Source organism: Colwellia piezophila ATCC BAA-637 (assembly GCF_000378625.1).
GTDB classification, from domain to species: Bacteria; Pseudomonadota; Gammaproteobacteria; order Enterobacterales; family Alteromonadaceae; genus Colwellia; species Colwellia piezophila.
Genome location: NZ_KB905166.1, coordinates 72,584 through 97,987 on the forward strand (window position 1 = coordinate 72,584; position 25,404 = coordinate 97,987).

The 25,404-nt window shown below is 37.0% G+C and carries 29 protein-coding genes; 28 read left to right on the forward strand and 1 reads right to left on the reverse strand.

Features of this window, described 5'->3' with window-relative positions; translation table 11 throughout:
• From F580_RS25550 to F580_RS26365, 6 genes are all read left to right on the forward strand, one after another.
• Entirely contained in the window at positions 1–2,943 is a 2,943-nt protein-coding gene (locus F580_RS25550; protein WP_157443099.1) for an AAA-like domain-containing protein, read from the forward strand.
• A gap of 376 nt (positions 2,944–3,319) precedes the next feature.
• Entirely contained in the window at positions 3,320–5,014 is a 1,695-nt protein-coding gene (locus F580_RS0112340) for a sulfatase-like hydrolase/transferase (protein ID WP_019028041.1), read from the forward strand.
• A 350-nt stretch (positions 5,015–5,364) separates the two neighbouring features.
• On the forward strand, positions 5,365–6,123 hold the full coding sequence (locus tag F580_RS0112345; protein WP_019028042.1) for a hypothetical protein: 759 nt from the start codon (positions 5,365–5,367) through the stop codon (positions 6,121–6,123).
• 107 nt (positions 6,124–6,230) lie between these two features.
• Positions 6,231–6,752, forward strand: coding sequence for a DUF4136 domain-containing protein (locus tag F580_RS0112350; RefSeq protein WP_019028043.1), 522 nt, complete (start codon positions 6,231–6,233; stop codon positions 6,750–6,752).
• Positions 6,753–6,818: 66 nt separating this feature from the next.
• Positions 6,819–7,181 (forward strand): hypothetical protein, encoded by a 363-nt coding sequence (locus tag F580_RS0112355; RefSeq protein ID WP_019028044.1) that lies wholly within the window; start codon positions 6,819–6,821, stop codon positions 7,179–7,181.
• 561 nt (positions 7,182–7,742) lie between these two features.
• On the forward strand, positions 7,743–7,916 hold the full coding sequence (locus tag F580_RS26365) for a hypothetical protein (RefSeq protein WP_019028045.1): 174 nt from the start codon (positions 7,743–7,745) through the stop codon (positions 7,914–7,916).
• Between the two features lie 188 nt (positions 7,917–8,104).
• Here F580_RS26365 and F580_RS0112370 read toward each other — a convergent pair whose 3' ends face one another.
• Positions 8,105–10,243 carry a S9 family peptidase gene (locus F580_RS0112370; RefSeq protein ID WP_019028047.1) on the reverse strand — a complete coding sequence of 713 codons (2,139 nt, stop codon included), beginning with the start codon at positions 10,241–10,243 and terminating at the stop codon, positions 8,105–8,107.
• Positions 10,244–11,462: 1,219 nt separating this feature from the next.
• On the opposite strand from F580_RS0112370, the gene F580_RS0112385 reads away from it, so the two are divergent.
• From F580_RS0112385 to F580_RS0112500, 22 genes are all read left to right on the forward strand, one after another.
• Entirely contained in the window at positions 11,463–11,765 is a 303-nt protein-coding gene (locus F580_RS0112385) for a hypothetical protein (RefSeq protein ID WP_019028050.1), read from the forward strand.
• Between the two features lie 130 nt (positions 11,766–11,895).
• Positions 11,896–12,348 (forward strand): GNAT family N-acetyltransferase, encoded by a 453-nt coding sequence (locus tag F580_RS0112390; RefSeq protein WP_019028051.1) that lies wholly within the window; start codon positions 11,896–11,898, stop codon positions 12,346–12,348.
• 113 nt (positions 12,349–12,461) lie between these two features.
• Positions 12,462–12,821 (forward strand): VOC family protein, encoded by a 360-nt coding sequence (locus F580_RS0112395; protein WP_019028052.1) that lies wholly within the window; start codon positions 12,462–12,464, stop codon positions 12,819–12,821.
• A 119-nt stretch (positions 12,822–12,940) separates the two neighbouring features.
• The gene (locus F580_RS0112400; RefSeq protein ID WP_019028053.1) at positions 12,941–13,321 is read left to right on the forward strand and encodes a hypothetical protein; all 381 of its coding nucleotides are present in this window, start codon (positions 12,941–12,943) and stop codon (positions 13,319–13,321) included.
• A 108-nt stretch (positions 13,322–13,429) separates the two neighbouring features.
• Positions 13,430–14,557, forward strand: a complete 1,128-nt coding sequence (locus tag F580_RS0112405; protein ID WP_019028054.1) for a serine hydrolase domain-containing protein — start codon at positions 13,430–13,432, stop codon at positions 14,555–14,557.
• 282 nt (positions 14,558–14,839) lie between these two features.
• Positions 14,840–15,517, forward strand: coding sequence for a DUF6796 family protein (locus tag F580_RS0112410; protein WP_019028055.1), 678 nt, complete (start codon positions 14,840–14,842; stop codon positions 15,515–15,517).
• A gap of 139 nt (positions 15,518–15,656) precedes the next feature.
• Positions 15,657–15,824, forward strand: coding sequence for a hypothetical protein (locus F580_RS26370; protein ID WP_019028056.1), 168 nt, complete (start codon positions 15,657–15,659; stop codon positions 15,822–15,824).
• A gap of 135 nt (positions 15,825–15,959) precedes the next feature.
• The gene (locus F580_RS0112420) at positions 15,960–16,439 is read left to right on the forward strand and encodes a hypothetical protein (RefSeq protein WP_169338310.1); all 480 of its coding nucleotides are present in this window, start codon (positions 15,960–15,962) and stop codon (positions 16,437–16,439) included.
• A 116-nt stretch (positions 16,440–16,555) separates the two neighbouring features.
• Entirely contained in the window at positions 16,556–16,918 is a 363-nt protein-coding gene (locus F580_RS0112425; protein ID WP_019028058.1) for a hypothetical protein, read from the forward strand.
• A gap of 592 nt (positions 16,919–17,510) precedes the next feature.
• Positions 17,511–17,747: a hypothetical protein gene (locus tag F580_RS0112435; RefSeq protein WP_019028060.1), complete on the forward strand. Its 237-nt coding sequence runs from the start codon at positions 17,511–17,513 to the stop codon at positions 17,745–17,747.
• Between the two features lie 135 nt (positions 17,748–17,882).
• Entirely contained in the window at positions 17,883–18,338 is a 456-nt protein-coding gene (locus F580_RS0112440) for a hypothetical protein (protein WP_019028061.1), read from the forward strand.
• 551 nt (positions 18,339–18,889) lie between these two features.
• The gene (gene bla / locus F580_RS0112450) at positions 18,890–19,780 is read left to right on the forward strand and encodes a class A beta-lactamase (RefSeq protein ID WP_083926989.1); all 891 of its coding nucleotides are present in this window, start codon (positions 18,890–18,892) and stop codon (positions 19,778–19,780) included.
• Between the two features lie 129 nt (positions 19,781–19,909).
• Positions 19,910–20,725, forward strand: a complete 816-nt coding sequence (locus F580_RS0112455) for an alpha/beta hydrolase family protein (protein ID WP_019028064.1) — start codon at positions 19,910–19,912, stop codon at positions 20,723–20,725.
• 325 nt (positions 20,726–21,050) lie between these two features.
• Positions 21,051–21,356 carry an Mpo1-like protein gene (locus F580_RS0112460; protein WP_019028065.1) on the forward strand — a complete coding sequence of 102 codons (306 nt, stop codon included), beginning with the start codon at positions 21,051–21,053 and terminating at the stop codon, positions 21,354–21,356.
• Between the two features lie 164 nt (positions 21,357–21,520).
• Positions 21,521–21,922 (forward strand): DUF4267 domain-containing protein, encoded by a 402-nt coding sequence (locus F580_RS0112465; RefSeq protein WP_157443101.1) that lies wholly within the window; start codon positions 21,521–21,523, stop codon positions 21,920–21,922.
• A 107-nt stretch (positions 21,923–22,029) separates the two neighbouring features.
• Positions 22,030–22,467 (forward strand): META domain-containing protein, encoded by a 438-nt coding sequence (locus tag F580_RS0112470; RefSeq protein ID WP_019028067.1) that lies wholly within the window; start codon positions 22,030–22,032, stop codon positions 22,465–22,467.
• 38 nt (positions 22,468–22,505) lie between these two features.
• Positions 22,506–22,835, forward strand: a complete 330-nt coding sequence (hspQ, locus tag F580_RS0112475; protein ID WP_019028068.1) for a heat shock protein HspQ — start codon at positions 22,506–22,508, stop codon at positions 22,833–22,835.
• A gap of 213 nt (positions 22,836–23,048) precedes the next feature.
• Entirely contained in the window at positions 23,049–23,375 is a 327-nt protein-coding gene (locus tag F580_RS0112480) for a hypothetical protein (protein ID WP_019028069.1), read from the forward strand.
• Between the two features lie 32 nt (positions 23,376–23,407).
• Positions 23,408–24,061, forward strand: coding sequence for a VOC family protein (locus F580_RS25555; RefSeq protein ID WP_157443102.1), 654 nt, complete (start codon positions 23,408–23,410; stop codon positions 24,059–24,061).
• Between the two features lie 91 nt (positions 24,062–24,152).
• A complete protein-coding gene (locus F580_RS0112490) occupies positions 24,153–24,608 on the forward strand; it encodes a GNAT family N-acetyltransferase (RefSeq protein WP_245560624.1) in 456 nt (151 codons plus the stop codon).
• A 58-nt stretch (positions 24,609–24,666) separates the two neighbouring features.
• Positions 24,667–24,852 (forward strand): hypothetical protein, encoded by a 186-nt coding sequence (locus F580_RS0112495; RefSeq protein ID WP_019028072.1) that lies wholly within the window; start codon positions 24,667–24,669, stop codon positions 24,850–24,852.
• Between the two features lie 94 nt (positions 24,853–24,946).
• A complete protein-coding gene (locus F580_RS0112500) occupies positions 24,947–25,339 on the forward strand; it encodes a hypothetical protein (RefSeq protein WP_019028073.1) in 393 nt (130 codons plus the stop codon).
• Positions 25,340–25,404 lie beyond the last annotated feature (65 nt).

Below are 25,404 nucleotides of genomic sequence, written 5' to 3' on the forward strand. Positions count from 1 at the left end.
ATGACAGTAACAAGCAATTATCAAGTAGGTGGCAGTATAGCGGCCGATTCTACCCGCTATATTCAACGAGAAGCGGATATAGCCTTGTTGTCTGCCCTGAAAAACAGAGAATTATGTTATGTCTTTAATTCTCGACAAATGGGTAAATCATCATTGTTGCTGAAAATAAAATCACAACTTCAGCAAGAAAATTATCGCTGCTGTTTTGTCGATATGAGTCGTATCGGTAGTGTTCATATCACGCTAGAGCAATGGTATGGCGGTATAGTAGCTGAGATCTGGCGTGGTTTTTCTTATGCCCCAGGTAATGCTGTTTTTCAATGGTGGAGCACATTAGGCGATATTTCAGCGGCGCAAAAACTGGCGGCGTTGCTCGATAAAATCATTGACGATAGTGAAGTAGGGCAAGAGTTTGTCATCTTTTTTGATGAAGTTGACAGCGTGTTAAGTTTACCTTTTTCTGCCGATGATTTTTTCTCGGTGATTCGTGCTTGTTATAATCAGCGCGCCAACCAAGCCAAAATGAAGCGCTTGCAGTTTGCGCTTTTTGGCGTGGCTTTACCCTCAGATTTAATGTCTGACCCACAGCGTTCACCCTTTAATATTGGCCGGGCCATTGCCTTACAAGGATTTAAATTTGAAAAGTCGCTAGCGCTCGCTACAGGGTTAAATGTTGACCATCTTGATAATAAGAAACTGTTAGCACAAGTTTTAGCGTGGAGCTTTGGTCAGCCGTTTTTAACACAGAAAATATGCCAGCTGATTGCCGACAATAAAGACAATAGGTTAAGGCTTAATGAGCAAGACTGGCTGGCTGAGTTATTGGCGGAAAAAATTATCGATGATTGGGTGCGCAAAGATAATCCCGAGCATTTACGCACCATCCGTGATCGTTTGTTGTTAGATGATAATCAAGCGACATTTAATCTAGATATTTATCAGCAATTATTGTCCAGTGCTGATGAGTCGCTGATGGTAGATGAAAATATCGACTACAGCCGTTTGTTATTAACGGGCTTAATTAATATAGAACAAGGGAAAATTACTGTTCGCGCTAAAGTCTATCGGCAAGTATTTAATATCCGTTGGTTAGAACAGGCTATCGCCAATCGCCGTCCCTACGGCGAGAAATTAACCTTGTGGCAACTTGGGGAAGATAGCCGTTGGTTATTGGCCGGTGACGAACTCAATAGCGCGAATCACTGGGCAAAAGGTAAACACTTACCTGAACTTGACCATAGTTTTATTGCCGCTAGTCAAAGTCAGGAAAACCAACAAGTACAGGCTTGGAATCAAAAGTTACAAGCTGAAATTCAACAACGGCAACAGGTTGAAGATAAATTAAAGCAAACTTTAGTGCTGCTTGAACAAGCAAAGGCCAAAGCAGAGCAAGCAAACTTGGCTAAAACTGACTTTCTCGCCCGGGTAAGTCATGAAGTAAGAACACCGATCAATAACATTCTTGGTCTCAGTTATTTGGCTCTACAGCCAGATAACGCCAAGCAACAGCAAGATTATTTGAGCAAAATTCACCATGCCAGTACTTATATGTTGGCTGTGGTTAACGATATTGTCGATATTGGCAAACTAGAGCGTAATGAGCTGGTACTTAATCAGCAAGCCTTTTTACTCACGGATGTCTTTGATAATATTAACGACTTGCTTGGTACTAGATTACGGGATAAAAATTTACACTTGCGCAGCAACATTGCTCAAACGCATTTTCCTATGCTTATGGGCGATGCCATGAGATTACAGCAATTATTAGTAAACTTAATTACCAATGCGATTAAACATACCGAGCAAGGCACTATTACTATTGCGGTTAATGCCAGCAATTCAGATAAAGAGCAGCTTAGTTTAACTTTTGTGGTCAACGATACCGGTAATGGCATATCCAACAAAGCCGTAGCGGGGCAGGTATCACAGCATGCTGATAGTGTTATACCGGTCGGCTTAGGCTTAAGCCTGTGTTGTCAACTGGCAGAGTTAATGGCTGATGAAGCCGACAGCAGTGCGGGCCTCAAGGTAAACAGCAGCCCAACAACAGGTTGTCAATTTAGCTTTACCTGCCGCTTTACTTTGGCGGCTGATGCCAAACAATGTATTGAGAAAATGCCCAACAGTGAGCCATTATCAGCTCAAGTTATAGATACTGTCGTCGGTGCGCAGTGTGCTAACAAACGCATTTTAGTCGTTGAAGATGATGATATTAATCAGCAAATTATGCAGGAGTTACTTAGGCCGTTAGCTTTATTAGTAGAGATTGCCGTTAACGGTCAACAAGCGCTTAAAGTGCTGACTGAGCAACGTTTTGATTTGGTGTTAATGGACATAGAAATGCCAATTATGGATGGCATCACCGCGATTAAACAAATACGTAAATTTGCCAGTAAAGCGCCAGAAGTCTATGAAAATTTGGTTAACTTGCCTGTCATTGCGATGACGGCGCATGCTTTAATTGACGATCAACGGCGCTTTATCGACTTAGGTTTTAATGAATATTTAGCTAAACCTATTGATCCCATCGTCCTAACTCAGCGAGTAAGCCATTGGTTAGCTCGAGCTGAGCAATCTCATCAACATAAGCTACCAGTGGTTAAAGAACGCATTATTTTAGTGGATAAACTAGCGGATAATTTACGCTTGATGTCGGCAAATTTAAAAAGTCACTACAGTATTCTCGCGACCACGAGTATAGAAAAAGCGCTAGTTATCGCGCAAAAGTCACCATTGCCAACGGCAATATTACTAAGCGAGTCTTTTTCCAAGCAACAAGATCCCCAATCATTGGTTTTATGTCGTCAGATTATACAGCTGTCGATATCTTTAAATATTCCTCTGGTGGCTATTGTAGAACAAGCATGCACGCCATCCTTAGATACTGGTGTCGATAAGTCAGTGTCTCCAGAGCAGTTACAATTATTATTGGCAATAGCATAATCATTTAGCAACAAAACTGAGCAACGAAGTTGAAAGTACACATTCGTCAGCTTAAAACACACATACCTTAACCCGTTTACTGGCTATGATAGCGATATCAAGTAAACGAATTGCTCGCGAATTGATTTGTTAACTCTCCCTTAGTGTTTTTTTGATAACACATTTTGCCGAGTACCCTTAGGGGACTCGGCTTTTTTTATTGTGCCGCTAAAATTGCCCCTTGGTAAATGCCAAGTACTCTGTTTACACACTTTTCCTTGCTCTTTGTACACATTCAAAAGTCTTTAGTTCTCGTAAACTTGTTAGCAAGTTAAAGCTAAATATTTCAGAAAACTTGATAACCCAACAACTAAACTAAAAAAAAGAAGGAACTTCCATGAAAATCAACACCGAAAAAACACTTTTTAACAAACGATTCAAACCAACGCTATTAGCAAGCATATCTGTTGCGGCTATGACCCTATTGCCAAGCCTGAGCGCGACAGCAGCAACTAAAGCTAATTTGATTCATGATGCTGAGCAAAATATTTTGCAGGAACAGTTCGGAGAAAAATGGGCCAAACAAGATGTAGGTTTGCAAAAGAAACTCGATGCGCTGTATAAGAAACACGGTAAACGACCCAATATTATCCATATCATGTGGGACGATACTAGCTTTGGCGAAGTCGGTATTAAAGCGTTCAATAAAATTCGTGGTTTTGATACCCCCAATATAAATAAGATGGGTGAAGAAGGTATTGTTTTTACTCGCATGTATAGTGAACCTTCATGTACGCCAACACGAGCAGCAGCCTTAACGGGTCGATTAGCCGTGCGAAGTGGTATGCATACAGTGTCTTTCCCGCCAGAAGGTGGTGGTTTGCCAGCGGAAGAAGTGACCATTGCTGAGGTGCTATCTGAAGCAGGTTATAGCACCTCATTTGTCGGTAAAGGTCATATGGGCGACATCGAAGAAAGTTATCTGCACAACCAAGGCTTTGATGAAGCACAGTTTTCTATGTATAACCAGTTCCCGCCCGCGATGTGGCATGCGACAGGTCAAGCGGCTAACGCAACAATAGGTTTGTTGCCTGATATGCATGAGAAAAAATATTTGGTCGATGCTACTTGGCGTCCAGATGGTTACATTATGGATATCCAAGGTAAAAAGGGTGGCCTAGCTCGCGAAACTTTATCAGCGGGTTATGACGTGGCTTTAGGGAATTATCGTAAGCTAATTGAAATGCATCAAGAAAATGCTTTAGGTTTTATTAAGCGCAAAGCTAAAGATGACAAACCATTTTATCTGGCTTACTGGCCCAATGTTTATGACCTAATGAGAGATGGGCAAGAAATAACCACAAGCAACAGTACCCCGTTTGCACAAAATATGGAGCGCTTAGATCGCCATGTTGGTGAAATATTAGCCGAGTTGAAAAAACAAGGTATCTCTGAAAACACCATTGTAGTTGCTATGGCTGATAATGGCCCGATGGAAGAGTTAGCTGGCGCAATGTACCAGAACGTTTTTAATGGTGGTAAAGGTAGTTATAAAGAAGGTGGTATCCGTGTTACAGCTTTTGCTCAATGGCCAGGCATGATTGAAAAAGGTCAATATGTTGGTGACATGATTACTGTTCATGATTTATTTACGACATTCGCCCGCATAGGTGATGCGATGGAGTATATCCCAACAGACAGAGTAATTGATGGTATTGACCAAACTGCGGTATTTCTAGCAGGTGATGGTAACAGTCGTCGTGATTATTATCATGTTTATACAGGCACAACACATGCTGCCACGATCAAGCAACAATACAAGCGTGTATGGGTTGGTGACCGTCCAGGATTAGTTAAAAATAATTTCTTCGACTTGTATCAAGACCCTCGTGAAATGCGTGGCATGATGGCGCAATTTCTTTGGGCTTGGGGACCTTTTGATATGATGAAACATCGTCATGAGAATATGAATGCGAAATATCCATTCACTCCGACTCGTCACGGTATTCCTTTTGAAGGTATTACCAACTTAAGACCTGAAAGTAAGGTTTTTCAAGAAACAGTGAGAAAATCATTTGCTAAAGTAGAATAGCGCTATTGATTAAAACGGGAATGAAAGGCGAGTTGAATAACTCGCATTTTTTCATTTATTGAAACGCTGAATTCTAAATAATACGAGAATGTAATTAAAGAGGTGATAAGTTGTCGCCTCTTATTATTATATGCCTTGAACAAGCTAATCAGCAAAACGACTCATTATAACCATTATTTATCGCTTCATTTTAATTACAACACACATTGGTAACACTTTTGTACACATCAATAAATACAGTGTTCGCTAAACTAGTCCGTAAGTTAACACTAAGGTGTTTAATAAAACTAAACGCAACAAACAAAAAATAATTGAATTTAATTATACCTTCGGTATATATGGAGATAACGATGAAAAACTTAATGAAGAGTTCGGTATTGGCTGTAACGCTACTTGTTTCAGCTAATGTCTTAGCTGACGTTTTAGTACTAAAAGATGGTCAAACCTTAAAAGGCACTTTAGTTTCTCGCGATGCTAATAATGTAGTATTTGATATTGCCGGCCAACAGTTAAGTTTTCCATCAGCCCAAGTTAAAAGTATCAGTTTTGGCGATGAGGTCACTGTGCCAACGGCCAATGCCAGTGCGAAGGCTAGTCAGGAGCAAGTCAGTGAAGAAGTAATAGCAGGGCAGGTCACAGTGCCCGCAGGTACTCGAGTCATGGTACAAATATCAAGCTCGATTGACAGTAAAAAACACGGCACAGGTCACAGATTTACAGCTCGTTTGGAAGCCGATTTAATGGCCAATAATATTGTGGTAGCGCCTCGTGGTAGTACCATCTATGGCGTAGTCGCCGCAGCTAAGCAGTCAGGACGAGCTAGAGGCAATTCAAGCTTAGAGCTGACCTTTACCGATATCATGATCAATAACCAGATGAAACCTATTCTAACTTCTGCTGTGAAAGCAGTTACCGAGAGCACAGGTAAAGCGACCGTGGGCAGAACAGCAAGGCTTGCCGCTGTCGGTGGTTTAGCTAATGGTTCTAAGGGCGCTAAAAATGCAGCTAAAGTTGGCCTTGGCGTTTCTTTACTTACCAGCGGAAACTCTATCAATATACCCGCAGGTACTTTATTAGAATTTCAATTAGCAGCGCCTTTAGCGAGCTAATTTAACGCATGCAATTCTCCAATGAGTAATATGCTCATTGGTAATTCAGCCTGTTTTCTTAAAGTAGCTGGCAGGCTATCAATAATGATTAATTCAATGGAAAAGCAATGAAAAAATTAATTTTAGTACTATTAAGTTCTTTTACTCTCTTGGCATGTTCTGCCGTACCTAAAGATATGAATATCGCAGCAGAAACGGACCCAAAGGTTAACCTTAGCGGCTACAAGACTTTTGCCTGGTTGGGTGATGCCACCATTATCTATGATGAAATAGGTCGCTGGGAAAGCCCAGGCTTTGATGCCGATAGCGAAGCCAAATTCAACATAGATCAAGAATTAAGAGCTAAGGGTTTTACAGAAAAATCAGACAGTCCCGATATGCTAATCACTTTTATCGCCGGCGTTGATATGGACAATATTGAATTGATTATAAACGAGGAAACTCAGCTCGAAACGTTAGAAAACATCCCTAAAGGAGCCTTAGTTGTCGCCATTTTTGATGCCAGCACTGGTCAGTCTATCTGGATTGGTATGGCCGAAGCAGATTTACAACAAGATGTCGGAAGCCAAGTAGCGAAAGAAAGATTGCATTTTGCCGTCAACGAAATGTTCAAGAAAATGAAAATATAAAACGATAAGTTAACAACAGACAATTAAATAACTTATTTATTACCTTATATACAACTAGGAAGCATGATGAAAAAAATAATTTTACCTTTAGTTTTATTGAGCAGCTCAGTATTTGCCACACAGTCATCAACCGATAATCAATCCGGTGAAATCGAATTATTATTGTCCGAAGCTGCGAGTAAATTAATTTACCTTAATAATGATTGTAATAAGCCTATAGATCCGCAGAAATTTAAAGAACTGGCAAAAATTAAGGCCTTTAGTGAAGGTCATATGTCCATCGAAGGTATTAGCTGGGAGAAAACCAAACGTAAAGCTAACAAAATGTATGGTGCTCTTAAAATAGAAGCACCATTAGGTGAGTATTGTCAGGAATTTCGAGAAGATATCCGAGGTCACTATAAATTTCTTAAAGACACTAGTGTTTAGAAATTAGACCTCAAGCCGCTAATCGAAAGATTAGCGGTTTTTTATGTTCTGGAGCTTTAATTTAACCAGGTAAAAAGCTTTGCCGTACACTAGCCAAATGACTTCTTATACTTTAAATCGTAAAACAAAACGGTCAGTTTTTCCTCTCACCGATGGCTCAAATACCATTTTACTGTAATCGTTATTAGCACTTTTAAGAAAATTAGCCTCAGTATCTAATACAAAGCTGACTTCATTAAATTCATCACGTACATCTTGATAATGACTTATAACCGTAAAAAGTTATCGGAATTTTCGTTATACTGCTCAGTGTAATTCTAGGCATACGCGTACAAGAGCCAATTGCTCAATCGCTTAAATATCACGAATTTATGGATAATCGAACATTTATTTATGTACCTAAATTTCTAAAGGTTTCTGCCAACCTAGCATTTCTTATATGTTTTCCTCCATGCGAGGACTGAACAAAGGAACAATTACGGAACGATATTAAAAGGGAAGTTAATTATGGTATCGCGTTACCTAGATTATTTCTGTAAGTGCTACTGTATATAGGAAGTGGTGCAGGGTACAGGTAAAACCCCAAGTGGACAATATTATAGTAAACGCATCAAAATCGTTGGAGAAATAGCTGCGCAGGAGGTATTTAAATATGCTGAAACAGGATTCGAGCAAGGCGGTCAATTACAAAAACATCAAGCCACACCAAAATATAAAGCTAATAACTTATGTTAATAACTTATGTTAATAATAAAGAGGTTATTTTCGGGTTAGTTTCTTTGTTTTATATTGGAATAAAGGCATTGTTATTGGCAAGTGTTAATCTAAAACATTCATCACAAGTGATAGATACCAAGCTTGTGAATAACAAAAGTAGCAGATTACTTTGCTACTTTTGTTCAGGTATCTTTAATAAAGTATCTCTAATCAGCTAGCAAAGAGATAAAAAAGCTCATCTCCAAGGCTTTTTCTCTTAAGCTTTTGAAACGACCAGATGCGCCGCCATGACCTGCGTCCATATCCGTTTTAAATAACAGTAAGTTATCATCAGTTTTAAATTCTCGTATTTTTGCTACCCACTTCATTGGTTCAAAGTACTGCACTTGAGAATCATGTAATCCTGTAGTTACAAGAATATTAGGGTATTGCTGAGCGCTGATATTATCAATAGGCGAATAAGCTAAAATATCCTTGTAAGCTTCTGCTTCGTTCGGATTGCCCCATTCGTCATATTCATTTGTGGTTAGTGGTATTGTTTCATCGAGCATAGTGGTTAACACATCTAAGAAGGGCACATGTGCGCCAATACCTAAATACAACTCGGGTGCTTGGTTAACTACAGCGCCCATTAACAAACCACCAGCACTGCCACCTGAGGCGAATATTTTATCTTTAGCGCCATAACCCAGCGTAACTAATGCTTTTGTTACATCAATAAAGTCATTAAAAGTATTTTGTTTATGCGCTTTTTTACCGGTTTCATACCACTCCCGACCTAACATTTCTGAACCACGAATATGGGCGATAACGTAAACAAAACCTCGGTCAAGTAAGCTTAACGTTTGACTGGAAAAATCTGGATCTATGGTGATACCATACGCGCCATAACCGTATTGTAATAGTGGGTTAGTGCCATCTTTTTTAAAGGTATCGTTGCGATAAACAATGGATACGGGCACTTCAACGCCATCACGCGCGGTAATAAATAACCGCTCTGATTGATAATCCTCTTTGTTAAAGTCACCTAATACTTTTTGCTGTTTAAGTAACTTGCGCTCACCGGTCGCTAAGTCAAATTCAAATAACGTTCCGGGTGTAGTTAAGCTTGAATAATATAATCTTGCGGTGGTGCTTTTTGGCTCTGGGTTATCACCAAGACAAGCAAAGTAGCAGGGATCATCAAAAGATAATGGATATTGATGACCTGCATTTTCTCCTTGGGTAGTATGAACAATAAAACGAATTTGGCCATGTTCTCGTTCGGTAACCACGATAAAGTTATGAAATAACTCAATACCTTCTAGTAGCACAGCTTTTCTATGTGGGATCACTTCTTGCCAGTTACTTATATCATCAATTTTATCAACAGCGACTTTCATTAGTCGAAAGTTTTTAGCTTGATAGTTAGTGACAATATAAAAGTATTCACCCATTTTATCAGCGTGATATTCGTGTTCTTCTTGATAAGGCAGTAGCTCAACAAATTCGCCGTCTGGCTTTTCGGCACTGAGCGCTAAGTAATGGGTTGATTCAGTGGCGTGTAAACAAATATAAATTTGCGATTCATCTCTGCTCTTGTCTAAACTCATGTAAAAACTGTGATCATCTTCTTCATAAACAAGGACATCATCAGCTTGTGGCGTGCCTAATTTGTGACGATATACTTGTGTACCTAGCAGGGTCTCTAGATCTTTTTTTACATAAAATACCGTTTTATTATCATTAGCCCAAACAATCTGTCCTTCAGTTTCAAGCAGAACATCTGATAAATAAGCGTCTTTTGGTTCAGGACCTGTGCTTAACTGACTGTTTAATTGACTTAAATCTTTAAAATTAATGGTATAAATACGGCGACTGTCAGTGTCTTCAGAGATTGACATTAACTCATCGTTTGAACTTATCGACAAATCCCCTAAGTCATAAAAATCGTGGTCTTTTGCTCGGTCATTTACATCCAACAACAGCGTTTTATGGTCACCCGTAAAACTGGTGGCTCGATAATAGTTTGAATACTCTTGTTCGCCAGTGATTTCGCTGTGGTACCAATATTTACCATCTTTTGCAGGTACGGTATTATCGTCTTTTACGATACGTGCTTTAAGCTCTTCAAACAGTAATTCCTGTAGCGGTTTTTGACCTGCCAACTTAGCATCAGCATAGTTATTTTCATCATTAAGGTGTGCCAATATCTCTTTATCGCTACGTTGGTCATCACGCATCCAATAATAATTATCAACACGGTGATGATCATGCATTTCCATATTATGAGGGATTTTTTTAGCGATTGGCGCGGCAATGATTTTTTCAGACTTCAGTGAAGGCGTAGGTAAAGATATTGGCACTAAGTGCTCCTAGGTAATATTTGATACTGATAACGGGAGAAAAATCTCGATGGCCAAGTTTATCGAGGTTTGAACAATTAAGTTAGTTAAATGTATAAAAAAGATTAAGACATAACGGTTAGGGTAGGGTTATCGTTGCTGATTAGGTGCTTTTAACCATGACCCATTGTAAAAATTTATATTTACTGGTTATAAAGAAGATTATATTTAGAACAAAACAATCAAATGACTACTATATTTATATACAGTCACCCTTTGATTCCTTCTTTCTACAATAAAGCAGGAGTAAATCCGCCTTTCACACGTCAACCAGTAGGCGGTTGATTTCCAACTCATTGATCTACCGATAACAATAAAGTAGTCTCTTAATACTATAAAAATATGGACGATGATTCGTTGCTTGTAGAAACAAGGGATTTGTCCTCCTAATAAACTGTTGAACTAAACCGCTTCGCGGGGAATGCCAGCTCCTGAATTATCTCTGCATTTCAGCCAAACTTAACTTGCTACATCAATCCTTTTTGGAGGCAAGTTATGACACCACTCAGACAAGATAAGGTAAACTGGATTGATAACGTTGAGCAAAATAGAGTAAGGAAGCTATTGAAAATTCAATTTATGGATAATCACCTTCCTACTGCTGTAATGACTCAAAAAACAAAAAACATATAGACTGTGCCTGACGGCTCAGTCCAACAGGACATTTATCTCTCATGCTTCGACAAGAGATAAATGCTTAATTGTTCAAGCGGGACAAAATACAGTTGGCTGTTTTCGTTCCTCAACATTTTAGCCAATATTTACTTAGCCTGTTATTTGGGCGTTATGTGTAAGTCAGGATTATGAGTCAAATTTTAACAGTAGTAGCCGGAATAATTAGTTTATTTTTAGGTTTATTCGTTTTGATAAAATTAATTATGCAAATTAAGAAAGGTAAAATACAACTATCTTCAAATTCTACTGCTGTGTATTGGGCGAGCAATAAAGTGAGTTTCATCCGCTTAACTATTGTTAATTTCACGATCACTTTGTTTTATTTTGGTATGTTTAGCTTTTGTTTAATTCAACTAGGTTTTCTTCAAAGTGTAGTGTAATTTTACACATAACAAGCTAATTAATATGGACAAAAAATAGTTGACTGTTTTAGTTCCTCAACATTTTAGCCAACAATTTTTTGCCCATCATTAGGGCGTTATATACATGTTTATGGATTCTACCTATGAGAAATAAAATATTATTACTAACATTACTTTGCTTGATCCAAGGCTGTACAGTTCTTGGAATGGTTATAGATAGTCAATTTCCGTCTAAAGATAATAATGATAAAAGTGAAAGTTTCTCTGAAATGGGTTTTAAAGCTGATATTGAGCTAGCAAAGTCAGTTATATATGATCAACCTCTACCGGGAAATGAACCTAAGATATTAACTGGTTGTAAATCGTTAAAAGGTAACAAACAAGTTGAGTGCTATGAAGTGTCAAGTCAACTTAATAAAAGCCTACGAGAGCATGCAAAGCAATAGTATATAACAAGGTAATTAAACGAAAAATTTACAGTTGGCTGTTTTTCGTTCCTCAAACATTATAGTCAGCAGCAATTTTCCGCTTATTGCGGCGTTATATTTTTGCACTTAATAACTTGAGAGGTGGGTAATGATATTAGACTACCGAAAAGCATCGGATTCTGATTTAGATATATGCGCAGATATCCGAGGTGCTACACGAGACAATCCAATAGATAAGGCTACATTAATCAAGTTCGGTGTAACTACTGAGATATGGTCTCCCAAGATGGAAAATGGTACTTATATTGGGGTGGTGGCAGAAGATAAGGGTGAAGTCATTGCTTATTGTTATGGGAATACTCAAACTGGCGAAGTTCTCGTTTTAGCAGTATTGCCCGAATATGAAGGACACGGAGTTGGAAAAAAATTACTCTTTATGGTTGTTAAGTGCCTTTTATCTCAAAGCTTAACTGAACTTTGGCTAGCCGCGGGGGCAAACTCAACTATTAGAGCTTACGGGTTCTATAGGCATGTTGGCTGGTCACCAACAGGAACATTTGATGACAATGGTGATGAGATTTTACGATACAAAAAAATATAACAAGAATTTAAAGCGAGACTACTAACAGTTTGCTCTGTTCCGCTTCGCTTCACAATTTTAACAAACTATTAACAGCCCCTTAAATGGGCGTTAGGTGCAAAAGGAAGTCACGCATGAGAAACCCATCAACTTTATTAGTTGTTAACAACCTTCAAGAATCACTTCAGTTTTATACAAATGCTTTAGGCCTAGATTTAGTCGAAGAGCATTCTGATTGCATAAAGCTAAAAGCTGGCGACCATGAAGTAATTATGTTTCAAGGGACAATGGATTCAATTCAATATTCACATGGTTATAATGCTAATTCTACGTTATTGTTCACGGTTGATGATTTAGATAGCAAAATTAATCAACTAAAATCGCAAGGTGTAATTTTTGTTCATGAAACACCAAACCAAAACCGGTGGGGGCGTTATTCAGCCTTTAAAGATCCATCAGGTATTGTTCATGAGCTATTCGAGCTTTGCACCTAACAAGCGCTTCAAATGGGGGGAGATCATTCAAAACAATGACGCATTTTTGCAAAGACACGCAAAAAGGTCACCACAATTTTTCCCCGTTTAAGCGGGCGTTATATTTTTTCGAGGTTTTAATGAAAGAGCATGGTTCTTATAAATTAGAAACTAATAAAAACACCGTCACTTTTAAAGCTTATGATTCTTGGAATTATGAAGCAGTTGTAGAATGGGGGAATGAATTTAAAAATATTGTAATTCAAATGAGAAATGAACCTTGGGCATGCTTAGTTGATCTAACTGATTGGGAGTTAGCTACACCTGACACAAGAAGTTATTTATCTGAATTATATTTATGGTTAAACCATCAGAATTTAAAATATTTAGCGGTTGTTTTTGGTCTTTCGATTCAAAAAGATGTACTTGAAATAACCTATAGATTACTTACTAATACAGAAAAAAAATATTGCGTTGATTTAGTTGAGGCACATAATTGGTTGAACAGTGTTGGATTTTAAAAATAAAACAAGACAATTAAACGGACAAAAACGCTTGGCTGTTTTTCTCCGTTCACATAATAGCCAACTATTACTTAGCCGCTTATTTTAACTATATAGGTATTACTAATGAAGACATACTGTAGACTATTTTTTGTTGTTATTCTGATGTTATTTCAAGGATGTTCTTCACAACAAATTTTGAAGTCACATTACGATTCAGCGGAGCAATTATTGGACGATGCCGTTCAATTAGGTATCCCTGGTATTTCAGTTTGCTATGGTTCTGTTGATAACTATCAATGCCTACAAAAAGGCATGATGGAATTGGAGTCAAAAACAAAAGTAACTAGCACAACTCAATTTAGAACGGCAAGTATCACCAAAACATTTACTCAGGCTTTATTATTTAAACTTGTCGAACTGGAATTGCTAGATATAACCAAGCGCTTTACTGATTACGTTCAAACCGACATAACTAAAAATATACCTCACATCGAACAAGTTAAAATTATTGACCTTATACGGCATCAAAGTGGCATATTTAACTTCACAAATACTGATGACTTTGAACTGCAGCTATTTACCCATATGGATTTGAATAGCGAAATTCTCTCACCTGACGATCTATTATTATATGTGATTAATGGCAAAAATAGCCCAAGCTTCTTACCCGGCGAAAGTACAGAGTATTCAAATACAGGATACATTCTTTTAGGAATTCTAATCGAAGAGATCACTGGGTTATCGTATGCACAAGCCTTGTCAAAATACATACTCATTCCATCGGGTATGGCTAATTCGAGTTTAGAGGGGAGATTAACTACATCAACATTGGCTGCTAATTATACTTACGCGAATGCCTGGGAAAGACTAACTCAAAGCCAAGTTGGGATTGGCAATGGTATTTTGAAGGACAGAGACTCTTTAAACGAAGCGAACCTTTACAATGTCAGCAACGAACGGAAATTCTTTAACGCTTGGGCCTGGTCGGCTGGAGCGTTAAGCAGTAGTGCAACGGATTTGGCCAAGTTTCTAGAAATGTATTTAGATGGCAGATATCAAACCGTAAATAACCCAGAAAAGATAGCACAATATAAAACGTATGGATGGATGGGTGGCACTACGGGTATCGATGTATTAATGATGTACGATGTAAAAGAAAAAAATATTTATGTCGTTATGTTAAATGCAACTAACGCGGTTATTAACAGCAATGATATTTATATTAAATTGCGCAAACTAGTTCATCAGTAAAGTAACCTATCAGCTAAAGCCCTCCTGCCTTAGTTGCATTTCTTTTGATATATTGGCGTTATGTTTATATGAGTGTGCACCTTCGATCAGAAGTCGTCTTGCACGGCTGTTACCAAAGTAGCAATAGAGCTATTTAAAAAACAAACACAGGCAGTTGATTAAAAGTATGCCTAACAAGAAAATTAATCAGGACAAATTACAGTTGGCTGTTGTACGTACCTCACACATTTTAACCAACTATAATTTACCGCTTAAAACGGCGTTAGGGCTACTGGGTAGAGTATGGAACATCATTCAAACAATTTAATCTCTCCGTTAACCGCTATTTGGCTGGGTTTTTCAGGGATTTTAGGAAGCTTGGTTTTATTCTCAGGAGACATGCTCTTCTATTATAACGGAGCGCAAACTAATATTATTTCCAATATGTCTATTGTTTCATCAGAGCGAATTATAATAAGCGGGATCTGTGCACTTATTTCGGCATGGCTGTATACATTAGCTTCAGGTCAAATATACTTTGCTTTTCAACCAGCGAAAAAATGGATCAGGTTAACGGTATTTCTTTCTTTTTTAGCTGTGATGATCTCTTTTGGTGTAGTCCACGCTGCTTATATCGCAATTGCTACATCGGCAAGAAATGCTGCTGAATTAGGTGTTACACCATACTCGCTTACCGGGTTGGCAGTTTCTGCCAATGGTGCTCTTCGCTTTCTGGCTTATATACCTTTTGGTATCTTCAGCATATTATTTGCTACTACCGTCTGGGCGAAAAACACTTATTATCCGCGATGGCTTATTCTATTTAGCCCTGTCATTCCATTTTTGTTAAATGATATAATTGTTAGCAATTTAGAAGGGGAAGTAAAAGCAATTGTTGGTGGTGGTTACTTAAACTTAATATTACTATTGTTTTTTTGTTGCTCAACGTTTGCTTTGTGGCTCAATAAGAAGAAAGCATAATATATGCTTGCAAGCGCAGCTTTAACAAGCATTTTAAGCAGGACTGCTAACCGTTTGCTCGGTTCCGCTTTGATTAACAATTTTAGAAAACTATTATCAGCCCCTTAAATGGGCGTTAGGTTCTTAAAAGGATTTGTACATGACTAAAAAATTAAAAAGTGGTTATCTATTCATACTTAGTGGTGTGCTATTTTTAATTGGGGGTGTATTAGATGACCAAATCTCTTTTTATGGCGTTGCACTTATGTTCATTATTCTAGGTTTGGTAACTCTTTCCAAAAAAAAAGATGATACGGAAAGTAAGTAATAATAATATCAATTTTATTTATAGTACTTTCACCTAACTATAAGCCAATCAAGCAGGACTAAAAACAGTTTGCTGTTTTCGTCCCTCAACATTTTAGAAAACTATTATCAGTCCCTTAAATGGGCGTTGGTTTAGATGAGTTTGACGATGTATCGAAATTTATTAAAAACAATAGTTCTCTTATTCTTTATTCCAGGTTGCGCTGAAAGAGTAATCGATATTAGTGATAAAGAAGGAAAAATTGTGGGTGGTTGTAATGCTGGTTTTGATTGGCATTTCTACGGCCTACAAGATTCTATTGATTATGTGTTATATGAATGCGCTAAAGATTCAATTGCTAAAGGTTACACAATATCAGATAAAAGATTGCTCACTATTGATTTTACACTACCAGATCCTCCAAAAGGTCAGTCGTGGAATAAAAAATTAGCGATGAGTCAATTTCATAGCGGTAAAATTACGGAAAGAAAATTAGGTTATATTCTTGCAGCAACAGAATTTCAATATATCAGAGTTATATGGGCTGCTGAAGCTGACTTAGCTAATGGAAAGATAACCGAGGCTGAATTTAATGAAATCGACAAAAATGCCAAGCTAAAATGGCTTGGTGAATAAAACACATAACGAGCTAATTAATAAGGACAAAAAACAGTTGGCTGTTTTCATTCCTCAACATTTTAGCCAACTATTTCTTGCCCATTATTAGGGCGTTATATTACCAAGGAGTTGGTTTGTCGTTTCGAGGTAAAAGCTTTTATATAGCTAGTTTCATTATCTGTGTAGTTTTCGCAATTATTGTGAAGGTAACGAGAACTGACGTATTTGGTATCAATAATGTTTTGGATACATTTCTAGCTTCTTCTCCGAGTTTTTTCTATTTATTCGGGATCATGTCTATCATTCCTGTAGTCCAGCCAAAGATTAATATTAAAACATTCAATAAGTCAGTTTTAATCCTTACTGCCGGCGCATTAACATATGAAATGGAGCAATATTGGACTTCAATGCATTTTGACCTAGGTGACATTACCGCAACGTTACTTGCTGCAATACTAATGCTTTCTTTACATCAAAATACGCGTGAGGCAATATAACAAGAAAATAAACAAGGACACGCAACAGTTGGCCGTTTCCGCTTCGCTACACATTTTAGCCAACTAAATTTTGCCCCTTAACGAGGGCGTTATGTGCCAGTGCCAATGAGATAATTGATGAACCTGCTTGTTAAAATAGCTGTTGCTGCTTTGTTTTTCGTGGTCGGCTCTTACTATTTATATTTCTATATTACTCCTAGTGTTACAGTAATAAATGAATCTGAGAATGTTATAACAGCGGCAAGTGTTAGCTTGCCCAAAAGTAATTTGAATTTTGGCTCTATTGATCTTAGGCAAGAAAATACTATCTACTACTCACTATCTCAAAGTGATGGTAGTTATAATTACTCATTCAACATAAACAGCAAAATAATAAGCGGCTCTTGTGGTTATATAACTAGCAATGAGCTTAATAAACGGTTTGTAATTACAGTAAGTAAAAGTAAGCTGGTAGTCTGTAGCCAATAAGCACATAACAAGCTGTTAAATCAGGATAAAAATACAGTTGGCTGTGTTTCGTTCCTCAACATTTTAGCAAACAATTTTTAGCCCCTTATTGGGGCGTTAGGTGTTTCTCTAGTTTGGAGTTCAAATGGGATTTAAATTTTGGTTCGTTAGAGCGTTAAAAGTATTTATTGGTGTAGCTACCTTACTCTTTATAGTGGAGTTACTTAAACAGCATTCAGTCCAAGAGGCATTAATTTTTGCTTGTACTTGGTCTCTAATCACAACAGCAATATTTATATGTTCAAGGCTATATCAATCACGTAAAGGCGTAGAATGTGCTTTGTGCAATGATATTCCAGACAAAAGTGATAAAAACACCTAATAAGGGTTTTCAAATCGGACTCGTTACAGCTTGCTCGGTTCCATTTCGTTTCACATTTTAGCAAGCTATTACTCAACGCTTAAAACGGCGTTTGCTACCCCACATTACTTCCAATTAAGGTGTTTGGTTTTAGATATGAAAAAAATATTAATATGTTTATCTTTCATGATTCCAAGTGTTGGGTTTTGTTGCCCATCATTAGAAGGAACCTGGTCATCCTCTATAGAAAAATTTGAGACCTTTAATAAACGATGGGCAAACATAGATAACAAAGCTTGGTCATTTATGGTTCAAACCCAAGGGCAAGAAGTTATTACGTTTAAGAGTAACGAACAAATGATTATTGCTACTCCTGCATTAGAACTCAAGATGGGTGATAGAAAGATAAAGCGCCCCTCTAAAGAAGAACGTATAAATATCGATGTTTTGGGATGTACGGATAAGAGTATTGTTTTGAAGTATGAAAGAAATGGCAAAGTGAAAATTTCACAATTTCATTTTGAAAACGATGACACTTTTTGGGAATACATGGGTGTTGCAGGTAGAAGTGGTAACAGTCATATAAGAGAGTATTACACTAAAACGAGATAAACGGAGTGGACTATACAGTTTGGCAGTTGATTATCGTTGTGATCTCATTTGCAATGGTATTATTAAGTGTTTTTTGTGTCATTTTTCCGCAGAAGCTAATCCTTGGAATGCCGCACCTCGTAAACTCAAAACTGGTAAAATATAGTGATATTACAATTAGGATGTTTTTGGGGATTTCATTAGTATTGTCAGCAGAGACTGCAATATTTCCATTAATATTTACTATTTTGGGTTACCTTTCAATGGTAGCAGCATTAGCGATAACGGTTTTGAGTACAAGTAAAGTGGAATTCATAATCAAATATATAACTGATATTTTACCTGTTTGGACTGTAAGGTTAGTTTGTGCGTTTAGTGTATTTCTATTTGCTTTTCTAATTCATAATATTGGATGTATTATCCATACAAGGTAATCAAGGCGAACTCGTAACAGTTTGTTCCGCTTCGCTACAAATTCTAGTCAACCTTTTTGCCCATTATTAGGGAGTTATCCTTACACGGTTAACTATGATGGCGTTAATCTAATTAAAAAAATGGAAATGATATTTGATATGAAAGTTAATTTTAAAACTTACCTTTTTAAGTACAGCTCACTGATATTAGTTATAGTGATTAACTTGTCTTCAGTTTCTAGCGTATATGCGGACATTATAACTAAAAAGATTGAAGAAATAGAAAACAAGCTTGGTGCCCGTATTGGTGCATCTATTTATGATGTCACAGACAATAAGTTTTGGAGTTATAAGGGGGATACTCGTTTTCCTTTACTGAGCACTTTTAAAACCTTAGCCTGTGCAAAGTTGCTTGCTGATGTAGAAAAAGGACTGCAATCATTTGAAACATCAAGTGTTATTACTACAAGTTCGCTTGTTAAATGGTCACCGGTAACTAAAAATCATGTTGGTGAAAAGTTCTCCTTAAAACAGGCATGTTCCGCAGCTATGATTATGAGTGATAATACCGCTACCAATATAGTGCTAACGGGCATTAAAGGGCCAAAGGCACTAACTCATTTTATGCGTTCTATTGGTGATGATGTCACTCGATTGGATAGAATTGAACCTTATTTAAATGAAGCACTTGATGGTGATAAAAGAGATACAACCACGCCAAATGCAATGGTGAAAAGTTTACATACTTTATTATTTGGGGACGCATTATCTCAAGCTTCAAAAGCTCAACTAAAACAATGGATGATAGATAATAAAGTGACTGGGAGTTTACTTCGTTCAGTACTTCCTGAAAATTGGTCTATTGCCGATCGTTCTGGGGCTGGAGGTAATGGTTCAAGAGCTATAACAGCAGTGATTTGGTCGGATAAACGTTCACCTCTAATTATAAGTATTTACTTAACTCAGACCGATGCATCGTTTGCTCTACGTAATAAAGCAATTGCTGATATAGGTAAGGAAATGTTCACTGTTTACAGTAAGTCAGGCTAACAAGCCATTTAAGCAAAACTTTTAACCGTGGGCTCGGTTCCGCTTCGCCTGACATTTTAGCCAACTATTTTAGCCAATTAGCTTAGCCGTTTAGCTTTGCGTTAGGCGTACATTCAAGTTAGGGATAATATGAATAAATTATTGAGCGTAATATTAGTAACATTTTTATCAGGAACAATTCATGCTTCAAATGGTGATGCTCCAGGTGGAAAAGAAGTTTTAATTAAATCAAATGATTTAAATGTCTTCGGCGTTTTGTATGACGAAAGCACCAATGAGGTAAAGAAAAGACCAGCATTAATATTCTTACACGGTTGGGCACCACAAAACGTTAGAGCGGGTGAAAGAGGTACATATACAGCTAAAAAGTTTTCTAAGTCGGGTTATGTAACCTTAGCGGTTACAATGAGAGGTTGGCCTGATACCGGGGGGGATGATTTATGTGGTTGGAAGCAACCTCAGGATATATCTTTGGTCGTCGATTGGCTTAAAAAACAAGCTAATGTTGATCCTAACAGAATTGGAATTGTAGGGCATTCACAGGGAGGGCAAGTAGCCCTATTAACGTCAGCTTTAAATAAATCCATAAAGAGTGTTGTTGCGTATTATCCAGTGACAGATATATCGTTATGGTCAAAAAAAACAGACTTACCTAAAGAGGCTGTTGATAGCTATATAAATGGTGTTTGCGCATATAAAGCAAGCCAAGAAGATCGTTCCCCCGTTTTTAAAGCAGAAAGAATCAATGCAAATGTATTATTGATGCACGGTGAAGATGATCAAAGAGTGCCTATTGAGCACAGTGAAATAATGTTAACTGCATTATTAAAGTTTAATAAAAAAGCGCAATTGCATAGAATAAAAAAAGGACATCATGGTGCCTATGGTCAAGCATGGGAAGGCTCTGAATTATTTATTTTAAATTACCTTAACCAACACTTGTGATAATAGTTCACCTAACAACACGCCCTGAGGTGGACAACAAGTTTAATTTAGCCACTTATTGCAAATTTTAACCGTGGCGAACCTCTTCGCTTTAGGGCCTCTAAATATTTTGACTCATCGTATGGTGTCTTTTGCTCAAGCGCTTATTGCTTCTTCCTACTATCCATTAAACATGATAACTTATTGTAAAGTTGGTGTTTTTAACAACCAGTACCTAACAAGGCAATCAAACGGACACTGATCTTACCCCGCTTTAACGTGGGCGTTATATGCCAATGTTAGCCACAATTAGTGGAAAATTGTAGACCTATTCGAGGATGATTTCATGTCAGAAAAATATGGTAATTTTGCAGATTTTTATCCTTTTTATTTAAGCCAACACACAAATAAAACGTGTAGAAGACTTCATTTTGTCGGCTCTTGCTTTATTATTTCACTCATTATTTATGTTGCAGTATATGGTAGTTATTCATTGCTTTGGTTTGTACCTGTTATTGGCTATGGTTTCGCTTGGGTTGGTCATTTTATATTTGAAAAGAATAGACCTGCCACTTTTATTTATCCTATTTACAGTTTGATAGGTGATTGGGTAATGTTTAAAGACATGATAATTGGCAGAATTAAATTTTAATGACCATGGTCTAATGCTCTGGTGAGTAAATCGCCTATAACATGCAAATTAATCTGGACAACTAACCGTTGGTTTTTGCTTCTGCGTCACTTATTTTAACTAACTGTTATTTTCCGGTTATAACGGCGTTAGGCTTTTCTTTCATTCAGGTATAAATGGATATTATGACGAATAAAAATACTAAATTAGAAAAAGTAGGGTTTGTATTAGTTTTAGTTATGGTTTTGTTACAGGGTTTTTATGGAACTTTTGCTTTCATTGAACCCGCTATGTTTTCTACCGTAAGAGGCACTGAACTTTTTTCGGGTATGGATGCTGATTGGGTGAAAATATATGGTTCACGAACTATTTTCATTACCTTGATTTTTGGCTATCTTTTATATACTCGAAATTATATTGTTTTAATGTGGGGCGCATTATTTGGGATTGTTATGCCCATTACAGATGGGCTACTTGCATATGAAGCTCAAGCACCTTTTAAGGTTGTTGCTAAGCATATTGCCACTATTGTGTACTTGTTAATTATATTCTTTGTTTTAAAAAAGGTTGTTGCTAACAAAGCCTAATAATAACTTTAAACGGGAAAAACACCGTTGGCAGTTTTCATTTTGATCAACATTTCAGCCAACTATTATTTGCCTCCTAATGAGCCGTTATACACATGGAGAGTGTGATGAAGTATTCACTTGTAGTTATATTATTACTTTTTATTTTTCGGTCTGATGCTAAATCAAATAATTATGAATTGAGCTTATCTATAGAAGATCATGAATGGAGTTTAATACAATATGGATACCAATCCGAGAATAAATCGGAGCTGATCAGAGGTACAAGATACACACTGCAATTTGATTATAATACTTTGCAAGTTTCAGGCAGGATTGACTGTAATTCATTCAGTTCACATTTTACTATAAGCAATAATAAGATATTTATTGAAGAATTTCCTATTACTGAAATGGCTTGTGGTTTATCTAGTTTAGAATATAACCAACAAATAATCTTTATACTCTCTGCTTTAAGCAATTTAAGCATATATAAAATTTCAAACGATAAACTTTTGCTGGAAAGTGTACGTGGTAAGCAACTTGTTTTTACTACTTCAGAGTAAAATGTATATAACAAACCGTTCAAGAGGGAGAATAGCGTATGGGAACTGTAACAAATATTACCAAGGCAAAGTTTTCCGTTGGTGATTTGATTCATCATCGACTTTTTGGATATCGTGGCGTTATTACCGATGTAGATCGGAACTTTCAACTGACGGACGATTGGTATGAGCAAGTTGCGAAGTCTCGACCTCCAAAAAATAAGCCTTGGTATAATGTGCTAGTTCATGGAAGTATACATTCAACTTACGTGGCAGAACAAAATTTAATGCCTGATGATATCTTGGAACCTATCAGCAACCCACAGCTAAAGCAGTTTTTTTCAACCTTAGAAAATGGTAGGTATATTCGCAATAAACCTATGAATTAACGTGGTAGTTACTAACAAGCCATTAAAATTAGGAGGTTTTAACTCTTATAAAGAATATATCGATAATGAAATGCAGCTGGCTAAATGTCCTTGGTAATGAAAATATAACCAGTCATTCAATGGACAAAAAACGTTTTGTTTTTATCCTGCGTCGCTAATTTTAGAAAACAATTCGTCCCATTATTAGGGCGTTAGAGCTACAAGGAATGTTAAGTGTTTAAATTATCTCGTAAAGATAGCGTCATTGTTATATTTGTTTGGGGCATGGCTCTGTTTATGTTATCAACCTCCATTTATGACTTATTGCTTACATCCTTTTCCTCTGGAGAAGTAATAAGAACTATCGGACTTGCCTTGTTGTTATTTGGCGTTGGCTTAACTCCTCAATTTTTTTCTAAACCTATATCTGAAGCGTTTAAAGAACTCGATCAGCTTTCCCCTATATTATTTACCCTTAAAACTCGATTTTATATAAATAACACTGGCTTGTCTCTTTTGCTGCTAGGGTGGGTAGTAAGTTTTGTTCTGTGGTTAATGTAGCGCTAACAAGCCACTTAAAGGACACTGATGATATGAATCCAGATTACTCAAAATATACGATTCTTGAACTTGAAGACATATTAATTAATATCGATAAACGTGCTTATTCTAAAAGATACCAACAAGCAAAAAGTGAATATAATAAAAAGCTAAGTGATCCGGTACAAGTGGAATTAGAAAAACAAACTGAGTCTATACAAAGTAAGAACAACAAAATATATGCTCAATTTGCTATTTCATTAGGAATAATGGTATTTTTTACTGCACGAATAATCGATGCTTTATATAGTGGTGTTAACTTGAATAATGCATTTCATTTATCAATTGTAGTTCCTCAATTACGTTTAGCCGAAGCGTTTTATGTCAACTTTCTTGGTTGCAAAAAAGGTAGGGATACAGGTAAATGGATAGATATTATCTTTTTTGGTCATCAACTAACGCTTCATCAAGAAACAGAAAAGATTAAAGCGCAATCCATCGACCATTTTGGTGTTATTTTAGTTAAAACAGAGTGGTTATCTCTCGCAAAAAAAATTGAAGTTGTGAATTATCCTTTTATTCTTTCGCCTAATGAAAAAATCAATGATGATAATAGTGAATCAGGTAAATTCATTATTAAGGATCCTGCAAGTAACATAATAGAGTTTAAATTCTATCAAAAATCATCGGTAGACTTGCTGTCGTAAAACTCATAAAAACACATTAAACGCAAAAATACACTAGGCTGTTTTAACTCGATTCAACATTTTAGCCCACTATATTTTGAGGCTTATATAAGTGTTATCACTCTTTTGGATATCGGAATATATGAATCTCGTCGTAACTACTTCACCTAGTAAGGAAGATCTTAACGCATTAAGTATTGGTATTGGCTCTTTTAATAAAGATTATCTACCGGATGACGTTGGCTTTGAAAAAGATACCAAATTTGCCGTCATTGCTAAAGACGACAATGGAAACGTCCTAGGAGGCATTAGAGCAACTGCATTCTGGAACTACTGCACTATTGAGTTGCTCTGGTTAGCTAAAGAAACTAGAGGTTTAGGGCTCGGTAGCAATTTAATTGCAGCAGCTGAAAAGTTTGCTAGAGATAAAGGTTTTGGCTACATGCGCGCTGAAACACTTAGCTTTCAAGCAAAACCTTTTTATGAAAAGCTAGGTTACACAGTCTTTGGAGTTTTAGCTGATTACCCAAAAGGTCATACAACATATTGTTTAGTAAAAGAGTTATAACAAGAACATCAAATGGCAAAATTATAGTTTTAGTTATTTACCTTAGGAGAACATTAAAATGGATGATTTAATAAATAATTTAGTAAAACGAAGTTGCCAAAATCAGTATACAAATGCGAGTGTGTTAACGGCTTTATTAGCTATAGTCCTTGTTATTCGAGAGCCTGATTATAGCTTGGATGTAATCATTCTTAGCTGTGCGGGAGTACTGGGTATAATAGGTTTTATAAATAGTTTAAAGTAGTTACACTGCTATCCGTTGGCTCGTTTCGCTACGCTGACAATATAACCAACAATATAGCCCGCTTAATTGGGGCGTTAGGTAAAATGGAGTTTACATGAAACAACTACTCATATTATCGATGTTTGCCTCATCAGTTTTCGCATCAAAATTTGACATCGATACTTATTCTACCTCGATAGATTTTGCTCAAGTTACCCATGTTCTGGCTACTCAGGAATCAACGGGTAATTGGTGTTTTGCTACTTCCGTTCGACACAATGATCAAGGTTGGCAGCATTACGCAGATAGGTGGGAGGTTCTAGATTTAGAGGGTAATCTACTCGGATACCGTTCGCTTGGTCACCCTCACGATAATGAGCAACCATTTATCCGCAGTCGGTGTAAAATAGAAATACCATTAGATATTTCTAAGGTAATAGTGAGGGCCAAATGTAATAAACATGGGTTTGGTGGTAAACCTTTCATCGTTACCCTCAAGGCTATTTAAGCTAGTGGCTTATTCGTTTTAGTCGTTCAATTAGTGAACTTTCACCTAAAAAGCTAGGACAAAAG